This window comes from Streptomyces sp. NPDC058470, assembly GCF_042721055.1.
In the GTDB taxonomy this organism is placed as follows: Bacteria; Actinomycetota; Actinomycetes; order Streptomycetales; family Streptomycetaceae; genus Streptomyces.
Map to the genome: position 1 here is coordinate 49,766 of NZ_JBHXMF010000045.1, position 15,724 is coordinate 65,489.

The 15,724-nt window shown below is 72.4% G+C and carries 14 protein-coding genes; 10 read left to right on the forward strand and 4 right to left on the reverse strand.

The features are described from left to right. Positions 1-99: 99 nt before the first annotated feature. The gene (locus ACFWP7_RS29360; RefSeq protein ID WP_384387183.1) at positions 100-1,593 is read right to left on the reverse strand and encodes a bifunctional phosphatase PAP2/diacylglycerol kinase family protein; all 1,494 of its coding nucleotides are present in this window, start codon (positions 1,591-1,593) and stop codon (positions 100-102) included. A gap of 204 nt (positions 1,594-1,797) precedes the next feature. On the opposite strand from ACFWP7_RS29360, the gene ACFWP7_RS29365 reads away from it, so the two are divergent. The 3 genes from ACFWP7_RS29365 (at position 1,798) to ACFWP7_RS29375 (ending at position 4,918) form a co-directional block, all read left to right on the forward strand. Next, a complete protein-coding gene (locus tag ACFWP7_RS29365; RefSeq protein WP_384387186.1) occupies positions 1,798-3,417 on the forward strand; it encodes an ATP-binding cassette domain-containing protein in 1,620 nt (539 codons plus the stop codon). Positions 3,418-3,579: 162 nt separating this feature from the next. After that, on the forward strand, positions 3,580-3,813 hold the full coding sequence (locus ACFWP7_RS29370; protein WP_384387189.1) for a DUF6158 family protein: 234 nt from the start codon (positions 3,580-3,582) through the stop codon (positions 3,811-3,813). Positions 3,814-4,123: 310 nt separating this feature from the next. Continuing rightward, entirely contained in the window at positions 4,124-4,918 is a 795-nt protein-coding gene (locus ACFWP7_RS29375) for an RNA polymerase sigma factor SigF (RefSeq protein ID WP_384387191.1), read from the forward strand. A 77-nt stretch (positions 4,919-4,995) separates the two neighbouring features. Here the strand turns inward: ACFWP7_RS29375 and ACFWP7_RS29380 are convergent, their stop codons facing one another. Further along, positions 4,996-6,162, reverse strand: coding sequence for a PAS domain-containing protein (locus tag ACFWP7_RS29380; protein WP_384387193.1), 1,167 nt, complete (start codon positions 6,160-6,162; stop codon positions 4,996-4,998). Between the two features lie 113 nt (positions 6,163-6,275). Here ACFWP7_RS29380 and ACFWP7_RS29385 point away from each other — a divergent pair, with 113 nt between their 5' ends. The 4 genes from ACFWP7_RS29385 to ACFWP7_RS29400 all read left to right on the forward strand — a co-directional run bounded on the left by ACFWP7_RS29385 (position 6,276) and on the right by ACFWP7_RS29400 (position 10,513). After that, entirely contained in the window at positions 6,276-6,992 is a 717-nt protein-coding gene (locus ACFWP7_RS29385) for an ANTAR domain-containing response regulator (protein ID WP_384387196.1), read from the forward strand. Between the two features lie 282 nt (positions 6,993-7,274). After that, positions 7,275-7,967 (forward strand): hypothetical protein, encoded by a 693-nt coding sequence (locus ACFWP7_RS29390; RefSeq protein WP_384387199.1) that lies wholly within the window; start codon positions 7,275-7,277, stop codon positions 7,965-7,967. A gap of 129 nt (positions 7,968-8,096) precedes the next feature. Then, positions 8,097-9,344: an aminotransferase class I/II-fold pyridoxal phosphate-dependent enzyme gene (locus ACFWP7_RS29395; RefSeq protein ID WP_384387202.1), complete on the forward strand. Its 1,248-nt coding sequence runs from the start codon at positions 8,097-8,099 to the stop codon at positions 9,342-9,344. After that, positions 9,341-10,513, forward strand: coding sequence for an MBL fold metallo-hydrolase (locus tag ACFWP7_RS29400; protein ID WP_384387204.1), 1,173 nt, complete (start codon positions 9,341-9,343; stop codon positions 10,511-10,513). The genes ACFWP7_RS29395 and ACFWP7_RS29400 overlap by 4 nt, the downstream gene beginning before the upstream one ends. A 76-nt stretch (positions 10,514-10,589) precedes the next feature. Here ACFWP7_RS29400 and ACFWP7_RS29405 read toward each other — a convergent pair whose 3' ends face one another. After that, positions 10,590-11,213 (reverse strand): DedA family protein, encoded by a 624-nt coding sequence (locus tag ACFWP7_RS29405; RefSeq protein WP_384387207.1) that lies wholly within the window; start codon positions 11,211-11,213, stop codon positions 10,590-10,592. A gap of 121 nt (positions 11,214-11,334) precedes the next feature. Continuing rightward, positions 11,335-12,108, reverse strand: a complete 774-nt coding sequence (locus tag ACFWP7_RS29410; protein WP_384387210.1) for an MBL fold metallo-hydrolase — start codon at positions 12,106-12,108, stop codon at positions 11,335-11,337. Between the two features lie 85 nt (positions 12,109-12,193). On the opposite strand from ACFWP7_RS29410, the gene ACFWP7_RS29415 reads away from it, so the two are divergent. The 3 genes from ACFWP7_RS29415 to ACFWP7_RS29425 all read left to right on the forward strand — a co-directional run bounded on the left by ACFWP7_RS29415 (position 12,194) and on the right by ACFWP7_RS29425 (position 15,620). Beyond that, on the forward strand, positions 12,194-12,661 hold the full coding sequence (locus ACFWP7_RS29415) for a hypothetical protein (protein WP_384387213.1): 468 nt from the start codon (positions 12,194-12,196) through the stop codon (positions 12,659-12,661). Positions 12,662-12,866: 205 nt separating this feature from the next. Next, positions 12,867-14,897, forward strand: coding sequence for an alkaline phosphatase family protein (locus tag ACFWP7_RS29420; protein WP_384387250.1), 2,031 nt, complete (start codon positions 12,867-12,869; stop codon positions 14,895-14,897). 294 nt (positions 14,898-15,191) lie between these two features. Then, positions 15,192-15,620 (forward strand): OsmC family protein, encoded by a 429-nt coding sequence (locus ACFWP7_RS29425; RefSeq protein ID WP_365440096.1) that lies wholly within the window; start codon positions 15,192-15,194, stop codon positions 15,618-15,620. Positions 15,621-15,724 lie beyond the last annotated feature (104 nt).

A 15,724-nucleotide genomic window follows, 5' to 3' on the forward strand; every position in this document is an offset into this window, starting at 1 on the left:
TTCTCGTCTTCTCGTCGGGCACCGATCACGGTACGCGCCCATGTCGAATGATGAGACCTGCATCTTGGAATATGGACATGGGGATAGGGGCAATCCGTGTCAGGGGTACGGACGGTAGACGGTCAGGGCCTCGGGGATCTTCTGCAGGGTCACCTCGCCCGCCACCTCCGTGACCTCGCCGTCGTACGCGAGGAGGGTGCCGGCCGCGACGCCGTCCACCCGGAGGCGGCGCACGCGTACGGCCGCGTGGGCGGGGGAGCGCGTCAGCGGGCCCGCGAGGGCGGCGGCCAGCAGCCGGACGGCGGGGCGGCGGCCGCCGTGCACGACCCGCACGTCCAGGCGTCCGTCCGCGAGGTCGAAGCGGCGTGCGGGGGCCAGACCCATCCGGTGATAGGTGCCGTTGCCGGCGAACAGCAGCCACAACGGGTGGCTGCGGCCGCCGAGTTCGGCCCGCAGCGGATGGCCGTCCGTGCGCAGGACGCGCAGAGCGCCGAGCACCCCGGCCGGCCATCCGCCGATCCGCCGGGACCAGCGCTCCCGCTCCCGCACCAGTTCCGGGTACACGCCCAGGCTGCAGGTGTTGAGGAAGATGCCCTCCGTGCTGCCCGACGAGAACCGGCCCACGTCCACGCGTACGGCGTTGCCCTCCTGAAGGGCGCGGATCAGGTCGCGCGGGCCCTCCACGCCGAGGTCGTGGGCGAAGTGGTTCAGGGTGCCGCCCGGCAGGACCGCGAGAGGGAGGCCGTGGCGCAGGGCGATCCGGGCGGCGGCGTTCACGGTGCCGTCGCCGCCGCACACGCCGAGCACCACGGCGCGGGCCGCCGCCTTCTCCAACTCGGCCTCGACATCGGCCGGTTCGCTCTCCACGGTCTCCGCGAGCGGCAGGGCGTCACGCAGGGCGTGTATCAGGTCCGGAGTACCCGAGCCCTTGTTGGCCACCATCACCAGGCCCTCCCCGTCGGCCAGCGCGGGCGCGCCCGCACTCGGCCGGTCGGGCCGGGGGAGCTGGTCGCGGGTCGGCACCAGGGCGCGCACGGCATACGAGGCGCCCACCCCCAGCGCCGCGCCCGCCAGGACGTCACTCGGGAAGTGGACGCCCGTGTAGACGCGGGACACGACGACCGCGGTGGCCAGCGGCGCCACGACAGCCCCCCAGCCCCGGGACTCCAGGGCCACGCCCGCCGCGAAGGCCGCGGCCGAGGCGGCGTGGCCCGACGGGAACGACGTGGTGATCGGCTGCCGCTTGAGCTGCCGGATCAGCGGAACAGGGTCCAGGACCGGCCGGGTGCGGCGTACCGAACGCTTGCCGACGGTGTTGATCGTGGCCGAGGCGACGGCGAGTGAGGCGAGGCCGCGGGCGGCGGCGGCGCGGGACCTGGGGGTGCGGGCCGCCGCGATCGCCGCGGCGGCGGCGAACCACAGGACGCCGTGGTTCGCGGTGCGGGTCAACCTCGGCAGGATGTGGTCGGCGCCCGGCCAGTGGCGGGACGCGACCGCCTCGAACAGGCGGTAGTCGGCGTCGAGGAGCCGGTCCCGGAGGATGCGGGGGCCCGGGGGGCGGAGGGTGAGGTCCACGTCTGGGATCGGGGTCATGGGGCTCCGTCTACCCCGGGTCTGGATTTTCGCCCCCCTCCTTACCCGACCCTTGCTTCTTGGGGGCTGCCGCCCCCCAGACCCCCGCATCGCCCCGAACGCGCTCGTCCTCAAATGCCGGACGGGCCGAAAAATCTCCAGCCTCGGCCGGGGCAACGAAACGCGTTTGCCCAGCACGGCCCACCCCCCGGACAATGCACCCCCATGGGACACCTCGAAGCCGCACACCTTGAGTACTACCTTCCCGACGGGAGGGCGCTGCTCGGCGATGTGTCGTTTCGGGTGGGCGAAGGGGCCGTCGTCGCCCTGGTGGGGCCCAACGGTGCCGGGAAGACGACACTGCTGCGGCTGATCTCGGGGGAGCTGAAACCGCACGGGGGGACCGTCACCGTAGGGGGCGGCCTGGGAGTGATGCGCCAGTTCGTGGGATCCGTACGCGACGAGACGACTGTACGAGAACTGCTCGTGTCGGTGGCGCCACCGCGGATCCAGCAGGCCGCCAAGGCCGTCGACGCGGCCGAACACGCGATGATGACCGTCGACGACGAGGCCTCGCAGCTCGGGTACGCGCAGGCGCTGTCCGACTGGGCCGAGGTGCAGGGATACGAGTCGGAGACCCTCTGGGACATGTGCACGGTGGCCGCGCTCGGCATCCCGTACGAGAAGGCGCAGTGGCGGCAGGTGCGGACGCTCTCCGGCGGTGAGCAGAAGCGGCTCGTGCTCGAAGCCCTGCTGCGCGGCGGCGACGAGGTGCTGCTCCTGGACGAGCCGGACAATTACCTCGACGTCCCCGGCAAACGCTGGCTGGAGGAGCGGCTCAAGGAGACACGTAAGACCGTCCTGTTCGTCTCGCACGACCGCGAACTGCTGGCCCGCGCCGCCGAGAAGATCGTCAGCGTCGAGCCCAGCCCCGCCGGAGCGGACGCCTGGGTGCACGGCGGCGGTTTCGCGACGTACCACGAGGCGCGGCGCGAGCGGTTCGCCCGCTTCGAGGAGCTGCGCAGGCGCTGGGACGAGAAGCATGCCCAGTTGAAGAAGCTGGTGCTGAACCTGCGTCAGGCGGCCTCCATCAGCCATGAGTTGGCGTCCCGCTACCAGGCCGCGCAGACCAGGCTGCGGAAGTTCGAGGAGGCCGGGCCGCCCCCGGAGCCGCCGCGTGAGCAGGACATCAAGATGCGGCTGCACGGCGGCCGCACCGGCGTACGGGCCATCACCTGCAAGGGACTTGAACTCACCGGCCTGATGAACCCCTTCGACCTGGAGGTCTTCTACGGCGAGCGGGTCGCCGTCCTCGGCTCCAACGGCTCGGGCAAGTCGCACTTCCTGCGGCTGCTCGCGGGCGACACCGTCGCGCACACCGGGGAGTGGAAGCTCGGCGCCCGTGTCGTGGCGGGGCACTTCGCGCAGACGCACGCCCACCCGGAACTGGAGGGCCGGGCGCTGCTCGACATCCTGTGGTCCGAGCACGCCCAGGACCGCGGCGCCGCCATGTCCCGGCTGCGCCGCTACGAACTGACCGCGCAGGCCGAGCAGCGCTTCGACAGGCTCTCCGGAGGCCAGCAGGCCCGTTTCCAGATCCTCCTGCTCGAACTGGCGGGCTCCACCGCGCTGCTTCTCGACGAGCCGACCGACAACCTCGACCTGGACTCCGCGGAGGCCCTCCAGGAGGGGCTGGAGGCGTACGAGGGGACGGTCCTCGCGGTCACCCACGACCGCTGGTTCGCCCGCTCCTTCGACCGCTACCTGGTCTTCGGCTCCGACGGCCGGGTACGGGAGACGCAGGAGCCGGTCTGGGACGAGCGGCGCGTGGAGCGGGCCAGGTAACACGTGGAATCAGGGGCCCGGTCCCGGAGGACCCGGGCCCCGGATGTTCGTAGAGTGGAGGGAGACGGCGGGATCCATGGCTCCCTCCCGGAGGCCGCTCGGGCCGGCTCGCCGGGCGGGTCTCCGGACCGCGCCGAAGGCCACGACGAGCGGGGTACCACCATGACCGGAGTCGACCCGGGCCGGCTGGACGACCAGCAGCTGATGAAAGAGCTGGAGACGATCCACCGCACGCGCCACGACACGCTGCTGCACGGCTCGAACGACGCGCTGCGGACCCACAACGACCGCATGGCGCAACTGGAGGGCGAGTACCTGCGCCGCCACCCGCGCCGCCCGGTCGCCGCGGGGCGGACCCGTGAGGGAGCCCGCGAGCGGGGCCCTGCCGGGGAATGACCGGAGCAGGGCAACCAGGTTTCCGAGGCCCAGCGTCCCCCCTCTTCCTACCGTCTCCACTGTTCCCACCGTCCGCTCTCCCTTTTCACCGGTGAATGGGCCGAGCCGACCTGAGCGGATCCCTTGTGGGACAATGGCCGGGTGTTTGTCCCGCGAGTGCGGGGGCAGGCGCAACCTCAGTGCTTCGGACAGGAGGCACGTCCGTGGGAGTGGTCTACCACTCGCCCCGGGTGTGCCCGTCCGGCGTATGGATGTGCTCCCACGGTGACTGTCCAAATCAGGCACCTGTAAAGGGAGTTGCGAGGCCATCATGCGAACTCGAGTGAGCGCGAAGCGCCATCCGCACGACGACGCCCCCGACACCGCGGAGTCGTTCCGCATGCTCGCCGCCCTTCCTGCGGGCCGCCGGCGTGACGCGCTCCGCGAGGAGATCGTCGAAGCCTGGCTGCCGATGGCCGAACGGCTCGCGGGGCGGTTCCGCAACCGTGGCGAGAGCTCCGACGACCTGCGTCAGGTCGCGGCGCTCGGCCTGGTCAAGGCCGTCGACCGCTACGACCCCGATCTCGGCAACGCCTTCGAGAGCTATGCCGTGCCGACCATCACCGGCGAGATCAAACGGCACTTCCGCGACCACATGTGGACCCTGCACGTACCGCGCCGCGTCCAGGATCTGCGCAATCGCGTGCGATTCGCGAGCCAGGACCTCTCCGGGTCCATGACGGGCCGCAGGCCCACCGTCGCCGAGATCGCCGAGCGCGCCCAGATGAGCGAGGAGGACGTCCGGACCGGCCTGGAGGCCCTGGAGAGCTTCACCGCGCTCTCTCTCGACGCCGAACTCCCCGGCAGCGAGGACGGCTACTCGCTCAGCGACGCCCTCGGATCGGCCGATCCGGCCCTGGACACCGTCATCGACCGCGAGGCCGTCAAGCCCGGTCTGCAGGCCCTGCCCGAGCGGGAACGCACCATCCTCTACATGCGGTTCTTCAGCGACATGACCCAGAGCAGCATCGCCGAGGAACTCGGCATCTCCCAGATGCACGTCTCCCGGCTGATCAGCCGCTGCTGCGACCGACTGCGCGAAGAGGTCATGCACGACGCTGTGTAGGTGACCGGGTCCAGGGGATTGAAGGGATTAAAGGGACCAGGAGGACTGGGGAACCGGGGGAGGACTGGGGGACTAGTTCAACCGGCCATCGCCAGCGCGATGTGACGGGACATCATGTCCATCGCCCGCGCCTCGGCCATCGAGAACGCCAGTCGGCCGCCACTCCTGAACAGCGTGAGGACTCCCCGCGCGGGTCCGGGCGCGGTCGCCAGGGGCACGCAGAGCAGCGACGTCACATTCGCCCGGACCAGGAAGGGGGCGCCCGAGGCGTCCCGGCCGAAGGCGTCCGGGTCCTCCGGACGCACCCGCAACGCCGTGGAACCGCCGCGTGCCGTCGCGACGACCAGAGGGCACGCGGCGGGATCCTGCGTGGCGAGGGCCGCCACCACCTCGGCGTACTCCGGTGCTTCGGGACCGTCAGCCGGTGTCGCGACAGCCGTGCCGGCCGACGGCCCCAAAACAGTCGTACGGGACAGGCGTGCGGCCCCGGTGTCCACCACCACCCAGTCCGCGAACCGCCCGTGCAGCACCCCCGCCGCCCGTTCCGGCACCGCGGAACTTCCTCCGGCGGGCGCGCTCAGCAGGGTCGTGGTCATGGTGTCCACCAGGTCCATCAGCACCGCGTGCCGGGTGGTCTCGGTGAGGTTCGGTGCCGGGCCCGGCGTGCTCGCGCCCGACGGCAACCGGGAATCCGCGGGCTGCAGTACGACGAGGACGGCGGCCCGCGGTTCGCCGCTGGGCCGCAGCGCGGTGAGCGTCGCCCGTACCGGTACCGAGGGCTCCTGCTGGAGGTACACGGTGAGACTGCGGTCGCCCTCGCCGCGCGCCACCGCCGCCGCCTGCGAGCGGAACGCGGCACGGTCCGCGTGCGCCAGGAACCCGGTCAGCGGCCGGCCCGTCGCATAGCCGGCCCTGACACCGGTGAAGGAGGCCGCCGCGAAGTTCAGCCTGCGCACCACCGTCTCGCGGTCCACCAGTGCGACGGGCACGGGCACCCGCTGGAAGAGAGCCTTGAGGAGCTGCTGCTCCTGGCGGTCGGTCGAGGCGATGGCGGACGGACGCCTGTCCGAGGACAGCCGCTGGAACCTTGGCCACAACTGGTCGGCCACATGGTCCAGTTCGAAGATCGCCGCGTCGAGCACGGTCGGAAGTTCGTCGGCGGGCACGGACCGCGCCGACTTCAACTCCGCGACACGGCGCACGAAATCCGCGAGTTCTTCACCGAATTCTTCCGTCTCCGCCATGCGATGAACGTAGCCCGAGGGGGATGTTCCGGGGACGGCAGGGGGTGGAACCGGAGGCACCAGTTTTCCATGCAGGTGAGCGGGAAGTCGAGAGAAAGTGGAAGGAGTGAATCATGCCGGAATCCGTGCAACTCAGCCACCTGGGAACGGAATCACCCGAGTCCGCCCACCCCGGAAGGAGGCTGTCGGAACTCGTCGAGCAGGCCGCCCGCTGCACCACCGACTGCTGCGGCGCGAGCAGCATGGTGGCCGAAGGCGGCGCGGAACGGCCCGCCGCGGTCACCCACCCCGACCTCGCCGGACTCGTCTCGGTGCAACTGCGCTCCGGAGACGGGCCGATCCCGGCCGCGCTGGAACGCGGTGGGATCGTCGACTCGGCGGACCTGCTCCGTGACGAGCGCTGGCCGGAGTACCGCGCCATGGCCCTCGACGCGGGCGTCCGTTCCAGCGTCACCCTCCCCTTCCGCCGCTCCGGGCTGACCGTGACCCTCAGCCTCTACAGCTTCCGGCCCGGAGCCCTGGAAGACGCCCCGCACGGACCCGCCCGCGCGCTCGGCGACCTCGCCGCGAGCTGCCTGGTCCGTGACCGCTCCTACCGCGCCGCGCTCACCGAGCTCGACCAGCTGGGCGCCGCCCTGCGCTCCCGGCCCGTCGTCGACCAGGCCTGCGGCATGGTCATGCATGTGCTGGGCTGCGACGCGGACACCGCCTTCGGGGTGCTGCGCCGGATTTCCCAGGGCACCAACTGCAAACTGTCCGAGGTGGCTGCGGCGGTTGTGGAGAAGCGCGGCCGCGGCCTGAAGCGCGAGCTGGTCTCGATGTCCAACTGAGCGATGGCCGGCGAAGAACCGGCAGAGGAGCAACCGGGGGACACGGCGGGGACAGCGGAGGAGCAACCGGGGGACACGGCGGGGACAGCGGAGGGGCAACCGGGGAGCAATCGAGGGACTCCCCGAACGGCAACCGAAGGCCCCGCACCGTCACCCACCCGGCGGTGCGGGTAGCGCGAATGGTGCCCGGCGGCGGGCGCCCGCCGCCCCGGCGGGCTGTGATGGGCCCCGGGGGCACGACGGCCGTGCCCCTTCAGCGCCCCCGCCGAAGGAGCCCAGCCCATGCGCCGTACCGCCCGTGTCCTGTCCGCCACCGCCCTGGCCGGCGCCGCTCTGGGGGCCGCCGCCTCGGCCGCGTACGCGGACCCGGCCGCGGAGGTCACCCCAGGCTCCGTCGAGCCCGGCGGCACCGTCACCATCTCCGTCACCTGCGACGCGATCAGCGGCGCTCCGCCCGATTACATCGAAGCCACCTCGCAGGGCTTCGAGGAGGGCAAGGTCCAACTGCGCAGGGTCACCGGCAACGACGAGACCGTGTCGGGCGCCGCGTACAGCGGTACGGCCCGCATCTCGCCCGACGGAAGCAGCGGAGACGGCGGGAGCGACGGAAGCAGCGGCAGTGGCGGGAGCGACGGCAGCGGCAGCGGTGGTGGTGGTGGCGAGACCTACGACGGCGGTGGCAACGACGCCGTGAACCACCCCGAGTCCGAGTGGGGCGTCGACGGCGCGTGCCCCGGGGCATCCGGCGGCCGCGAGAAACAGTGGACCGCCTCGTACACCGTGGCCCGAGGCAACGCCACCGGCGGCGGCACGGTGGAGCGCCCCGCCCAGGTCCAGCGCGGCGTCCAAGCCGGTGCGGGCGGCGCCTTCACCGACTCCCTTCCGGCCCTGATCACCGGCGGCGTCCTGATCACCGGCGCGCTGGGCGCGGCCGTATACCGCCTACGGAGCAAGGACGCGTCGGCTGACGGCTGACGGCTGACAGCTGACGGGTGGAGGGTGGCGGGTGATCCGATCACCGACGACGGCCCCAGGGCCCACAGACCTGAGCACGACCCGGCACTGCACTGCACCACGGAATGCGCGGAATGCGCGGAGGCACCTATGCGGCGGACGGATCCGGAAGGGCACGGGCCTGTGCGCTACGGGCCGCCGCTTCCCGATCAGGGTCTGCCTGTGCTGCCGGAACTGCGTGCCGTGCTCGCCGCCGCCGCGGACCGGCCCGACACCGAGCCCTCGGGCGGCGGACGGGAGCTGCTGGACGCGGCCTGCGGCTACTGGGCCCGGCGTGGACTGCCCACCGCACCGGACAGGGTGGCCGCCGCACCCGGCGCCCCCGCACTGCTCCTCGCGCTGACCGGCGCGCTCGGCGGTGACGTCCTGCTGCCGAGGCCGTGTGCCGCGTGGTGGGCGCCGCAGGCCCGCCTGTTGGGGAGATCCGTGTTCCATGTGGCGACGCCCGCGGAGTGCGGCGGTGTGCCGGATCCGTATGCCCTCCTGGAGACCGTACGCAGAGTGCGCGCCGAAGGCGGCGACCCGCGGCTGCTCGTTCTCTCCGTCGCGGACGACCCCACCGGCACGGTCGCGCCCCCCGACGTGGTCCACGAGGCCGCCGAGGCCGCGGCGGGCGAGGGGCTGCACATCGTCAGCGACGAGACCTGGCGCGACACCCTGCACCAGCCGCAGGACACCGTGCTGCTCAGCCCCGCCGAGATGCTCCCCGGCGAGGTCACCGTCCTCATGGACCTCGCCGGCCCCTTCCTGCCGCAGGGCTGGCCCGTCGCCGTCGCCCGCTTTGCCGACAACGCCTCCGGTGTCAGGCTGCGCGCCCGCGTCCTCGACGTACTCACCGTGCTCGGTGCCCGGGTCGCCGAACCCGTCGCCGCGGCCGCCGCGTACGCGCTCGGCGAGCCCGAAGCGATCACCGCGCGGCTCACGGCCTCCGTACGCCTCCACGCGCGCGTGGCCGCCGCCGCGCACCAGGCGGTGGTCGGCTCGGGCGCCCTCGCACGGCCCCCGCGGGCCGGCAGACACCTGTACGTGGATCTCGGACCGCTGCGCTCCGCGCTCGGCGCGCACGGTGTGGGCGACGCACAGGATCTGGAGGACTTCCTCACCGCCCGGCTCGGCCTGCCCACGCCGGGCGGCCACCGGTTCGGCGACGAACTCGCGGCGCTCCGGGTGCGGCTGGCCACCGCGCCGCTGCTCGGGACGACGGACGCGGAGCGGGTGGCATGCCTCACGTCACCCTCGCCGCTGGAACCGCCGCATGTGCAACACGCGTTGACCTTGTTGGAGTCGGCCTTCGACGATCTCCGAGATGACGCTCAGCGATGGGAGCCTCCTCGATGACGCAGCAGTCCGAGTCGACCACGAGCAGCTCTACGACGTCCACGACCACGCGGGACGCGGATGATCCGGCGTCCTCCCCGGCGCCCGCCCCGGCCTCGGTGCAGCCCGAGGGCGCCATGTCTCCTCCGTCTCCTCTGACGGCACTGTCCCCACTAACCCCACTAACCCCACTAACCCCTCTGTCCCCACTGTCTCCTCCCGGTCCGCTCGCCGAGCCCCGTCCGCTCGGCGAGCGGCGTGTCTGGCCGCGGTCCTTCGTGGACCGGCTGACGGCGCCGCTGCCGGGGCTGCGCGCCCTCGCGCGGTTCGCGCGCGAGGGCGCGCTGCGGCCCCGCACCGACGGGCTGGGCGACATTCCGGCGCTGCCGTTCGAGCCGGGGCCGCTGCCGCGGGTGGGCGCGCACACCGTCGCCGTCGCCTGGGCGGGGCACGCGAGTTGGGTGATCCGCGTCGGCGGGCTCACCGTCCTCACCGACCCGGTCTGGTCCCGCAAGATCCTCGGTACGCCGGCCCGGATCACGCCCGTCGGCGTGGCCTGGAGCGCGCTGCCGCGCGTCGACGCGGTGGTCATCAGCCACAACCACTACGACCACCTGGACGCGCCGACCCTGCGCCGACTCCCGCGCGACACACCGGTGTTCGTACCGGCCGGGCTCGCGCGCTGGTTCAGGCGCCGCCGGTTCACCCGGGTCACCGAGCTCGACTGGTGGGAGGCGGCCGAACTGGATGGTGTCCGCTTCGACTTCGTCCCCGCCCACCACTGGTCCAAGCGCAGCCTCACCGACACCTGTCGCACGCTCTGGGGCGGCTGGGTCCTCACCGCGCCCGACGGGCAGCGGGTGTACTTCGCGGGCGACACGGGGTACGGCCACTGGTTCGCCCACATCGGCCGCCGCTATCCGGGCATCGACCTCGCGCTGCTCCCCATCGGGGCGTACGACCCCCGGTGGTGGCTGAGTGATGTGCACTGCGACCCGGAGGAGGCAGTCCGCGCCGCCGTCGATCTCGGCGCCCCTCGCATGGCACCCATGCACTGGGGCACCTTCGTGCTCTCCGCCGAGCCGGTCCTCGAACCGCTGACGCGGGTTCGGGCGGCCTGGGAGAGGGCGGGGCTGGACCGGGAGGATCTGTGGGACCTGCCGGTGGGGGGTTCCCGGGTCCTGGGGTGATTGCGGACGTCGGGCGACTGAGGCCTGTTCTCGGTCGCCCGCGCCCAGTTCCCCGCGCCCCCGCGGGTCTGCGCACCTACCGGGGCGCGGGTCTGCGCACCCGGCGCCACACGCCCGGCAGCAGGCTGATCGTCACCGTCAGGACCACCGCTGCCACGACGCCCTCCCAGGGCTCGTCGAAGAGGGAGCCGCCCGCGACGCCGATGAGTTGGTAGGTCGCCGCCCAGGCCAGACAGGCGGGAATGTCGCCGCGGGTGAAGGTGCGCAGGGGCATCTTCGCCAGCAGGCAGGCGAGCATCACCGGGATGCGGCCGGCCGGGACGAGGCGGGAGAGGACCAGTACGGCGATGCCGTGGTCGCCCAGTTTCTCCTGGGCCTGGGCGAGGCGGTCCTCGGGGGCGCGGGCGCGGAGCGCCTCCAGCCAGCGTGAACCGTTCTTGGAGCCCATCCCACGCTGCCCCAGCCAGTACAGCGCGACATCACCGAGGAACGCAGCGAGCGCCGCGACCCCGAAGATCAGCAGCATCGCGAACGGCGCCGTCTGGTGAAAGGCCACCACGGCCGCCGAACTGACCAGCGCACCCGTCGGCACCACCGGCACCAGCGCGCCGAGCAGCACCAGCACGAAGAGCGTGGGATACCCGATCGCCTGCTGCGCGGTCTCCGGTGCCGTGGTCGAGGCCGCGGCCAGGAGACTCACCGGACCACCTCCGGACGCGCACGCAGAGTCTTGGCCTCTGAGATGGCAGGCGCGGATATGACCACCACTTCGCGCCCCCCGGGTGTGCGTTCGCGCCCGGGGCCGCGACGGTCGGAGACCGTCACCTCGCGACCTCCGGCCGTACGCTCTCGCCGTGGCCGAGCAGGTGCACCGCGACCTGGGGCGCGCGTTCGGCGGCGAGGCGCACGAACTCCTCGCCCGGCGCGTGGAATTCATGAGGGCGCACGGCGTCCAATCCGATCGGCCAGTACGTGCCGTAGTGCACCGGCACAGCGCTACGTGGCATCAGTCGGGCGAGCGCCTCGGCCGCGCGCCCCGCGTCCAGATGTTCTTCCCCGAGATGCGGTCCCCATCCGCCGACCGGCAACAGCGCCACGTCGACCGGTCCGACCTCCTCGGCCATCGACTCGAACAGTCCGGTGTCCCCGGCGAAATACGTACGTGCCTCGCCCTCGACCACGAACCCTAGGGCGGACACCCGGTGCGGACCGAGCGGCAGCCGCCGCCCGTCATGGCGCGCCGACACGGTACGTACGACCAGGTCACCGATGTCCGTCCGGTCGCCGGGCGCCACCTCGGTGAGCAGCAGATGGTCCAGCCGGCGCAGCGCGGGCACCGCGCGCGGCGCACCCCGGGGCACGAGTACGCGCGTGCCGGGCGCGAGCCGCGCCAGCGAAGGCAGATGCAGATGGTCGGAGTGCAGATGCGAGACGAGCACCACGTCGGCCACCGCGGCCGACGGCGGGGGCGGCGCCCCGCGCCTGCGCCTGAGGTGTGCGAGCCGGCGCGCGAAGAGCGGGTCCGTGAGCACACGCGTGCCGGAGTCCTCCAGCGTGCAGGTGGCGTGCCCCCACCAGGTGATCTCCACCGGCACTTCATTGCCTCCTTCGCGCGACTCCCCCCGAGCCTACGGGCAGGAGTAGGGTCTGCGACGAAACCCGGAGGTGAGGGGGGACGCCATGGGAGAAGCGCGCGGTGCCGCCGGCACGCACGCCCTCAGGTGCCCGCCCGGCCAGGCGGGGCCCCTGTCGCTGCGCGTGACGGCGATCGCGAGCCTGACGCCCCTGGAGGAACTGGACGCGGACCCGTTCCTGGTGGACTCCCGCAGCCAGCACGCGATGTGCGCCCGCTGGGCCGCCGAACACGGCTACGTCGTCACGCGCGAGTTACTCGTACGGGGTCTGCGCCCCGACCACCGCACCCTGTGGGCCGACGTCGAGGCGGGCCTCGTCGACCTGTTCGTCGCGCCCAGCCACCGCGTCCTGGAGCGCGCCCTCGCCTCGGTCGACGAGTTCACCGCCGAGTGCTTACGCCGCGGTGTGCGGGTCGAGACCGTCGGCAGCGCGGAACCCTCGTACGACGCCCAGATGAAGGCCCGGGTCCACCGCCGTCTGTCGATGCCGACGGCGGGGTATGACGGTCGCTGAACGACAGAGCCTGATGGGCGACAGGGCTTGCTGCGCCGCTGACCTGCGATCCGTTCCGTGACCTGGTGACGATCGGCCGTGTCAGTCCGTTGTGACAGGGTGGAAGCAGGCCTCGCGGACCGGGCGGGCCGGGACGTGAGGTGGGCAGGACGTGGGCGGCGGGGCTTGGCGGCGGGTTCTCGGCGGAGTGTGGCGGAGTACCGCGGTGTGGGCCGTGTCCACGGTCACGATGCTTGTCCTCGCCGGTGTGCTGCCCGACTTCCAGCTGGAGACGGACGCCGGAGACAGCGCCACCCGGATAGCTGTCACTGCGGGGGTCGGCGCGGGCGTCTTCGGCCTGCTGTCCTCCTTGGCGTGGCCCCTGTTCGTCAGGGCGCTGCTGCTGGTGCCCGCGCTTGTCCTGGGGCTGCTCGTCTTCTTCCTCAACGGGTCCCTGCTGCTGATCGCCCTGCGGATCAATCCCTCCGGGCGGGGCGAGGCGGCACCCGAGACCGCCGTGGTCGTCGCCGCGGTGATGTCCGCCGTCGCCTCGGCCACCGGTGGTGCCCTTGCCGTACGGGACGACGACGCCTACCGGCGCAGGCTGTACCGGCTCGCCGACCGGCGTCGCAGGCGGGCCGACGGGCAGGCCGGTCCCTCGACCCCAGCCGCCCTCTTCCTCCAGCTCGACGGAGTCGGTCACGACGTACTGCGGGAAGCCGTCGGCAAGGGGCTCATGCCGACCGTGGCGCAGTGGCTGGGCAGCAGCGGCACGAGAGCCCGCGCCACCCACCGGCTCACCCACTGGCGCACCGACTGGTCCAGTCAGACCGGTGCCAGCCAGCTCGGCATCCTGCACGGCAGCAACCACGACGTCCCGGCCTTCCGGTGGTACGAGAAGGACAGCCAGGAGGTCATGGTCTGCAACCGGCCCAGCAGCGCCGCCGAACTCCAGCGCCGGGCCGTCGAGCACACCGGCGACGGGGGACTGCTCACCGTCGACGGCGCCAGCCGCGGCAATCTCTTCAGCGGCGGCGCCGACCAACTGGCCCTCGTGCTGTCGATGGCCGCGCGGAGGGGGAAGGAGAACCGCTCCCGGTCCGGCTACTTCGCGTACTTCAGCGACCCCGCCAACGCCGTCCGCACCGCAATGTCCTTCGTCGCCGAGGTGTTCCGGGAGATCGGACAGTCCACCCGGTGCCGCGCCAGGAAGCAGCGTCCGCGCGTCAATCGCGGCGGGCTGTACCCCTTCATCCGCGCCTTCGCGACCGTCGTCGAGCGGGACGTCGTCGTCGCCGCGGTGATCGGCGACATGCTCGCCGGACGCAACTCGGTCTACGCCGACCTGGTGGGGTACGACGAGGTGGCGCACCACTCCGGGCCGCGCAGCCGCGACGCGGAGAAGGTCCTGGCGCGCCTCGACCGCTCGCTCGCGCTGATCGCGAAGGTCGCCGAGCACGCCCCGCGGCCGTACCGGATCGTGCTGCTCTCCGACCACGGCCAGAGTCCGGGGGAGACCTTCCTGACCCGCTACGGGCTCACCCTCGGCAATCTGGTGCGCGCCGGCTGCGGGCTGCCCGTGCCGCGCAAGGCGCGGCGCACCCACAGCGGCGCCGAGGCGCGGGCGGCGGTGCGGGCCGCGTTGCACAGGCCCGTCGAGGAGGGTGGCGAACAACACCGGCCCTCGCGCCGCTCCGAGCCCATCGTGCTGGCCTCCGGCAACCTCGGGCTGGTCTCCTTCCCCGACGTGCCGCACCGGATGAGCCGGGAGGAGATCGACCGGCGCCATCCCGCGCTGCTGTCCACGCTCGCCAACCATCCCGGCGTCGGCTTCGTCCTCGTACGCAGCGAGGAGTACGGCGGCCTCGTCCTCGGTGCGCACGGAGCGGAGGTCCCGGTGGACGAGCTCGACGACGAACACCCGGGCCCGCTGGCCGACTTCGGCCCCGGCGCCGCCGGGGCCGTACGAAGGACCCACTCCTTCCCGCACGTCGCCGACATCATGGTCAACTCCTGGTACGACCCCGGGGAGGGCGAAGTCCTCGCCTTCGAGGAGCAGATCGGTTCGCACGGCGGACTCGGCGGTGCCCAGGGCCGGCCCTTCCTGCTGTCGCCGGTCGCCCTGTCCCTGCCGGTCGAGGGTGACACCGAACTGGTCGGCGCGGAGCAGGTGCACCACGTACTGCGGCGGTGGCTGCGCGAGTTGGACGGGCCTCAAGTGCCGCTGGGGGTACAGCCGGACGAGCGAGCTGCCTAGTCATGCGCGCCGGAAAATGGGCTGCGGTGAGCGCCTCCCGCACACACTGGCCGCATCGGACACCGCCCACCTGCGCGTCCTACCCGAACGCCCCTGGTGCGACCTCCTGCGGGTGCGGCGCGAGCACGCGTACCTGATTCCGCAGGGCGCGCGGCTGCCGTTCACCGCGCGGGGGCCGGTGTTCCGGGTGAGTTGAGCGGGCGTGGCCCCATCGGCTGGGTGGTCAGGGCGCAGGTGTGATCGGATGGGGCGTACGGAACCCCGGTAACGGGATCACACCCGAAAGGACTCATCGTGGCAACCACGCGCTCTGCACACACCGTCTGGGAAGGCAACCTGCTCGAGGGCAACGGCGTCGTCACCTTCGACTCCTCCGGCGCCATCGACGAGCAGCCCGTGACGTGGGCGTCGCGCTCTCAGGACGCGAACGGCAAGACCAGCCCCGAGGAGCTGATCGCGGCCGCCCACTCCAGCTGCTTCTCCATGGCGTTCTCACACGCCCTCGCGGGGGCCGGTACCCCGCCCACCAAGCTCGTCACCTCCGCCGACGTCAGCTTCCAGCCGGGCGAGGGCATCACCGGCATCCACCTCACCGTCGAGGGCACGGTGCCGGGCATCGAAGAGGACGCCTTCGTCGCCGCGGCCGAGGACGCCAAGAAGAACTGCCCGGTCAGCCAGGCGCTCACCGGCACGACGATCACTCTGTCGGCGAAGCTCGCCTGACAGCCCCGTAGGCAGTACGGCGCCGCGGTTCCCCACGAGGGGCCGCGGCGTTGTCATGTCCGGACCCCGCCCGGGTGCACCCGCCCCATTGACAGATACGCACT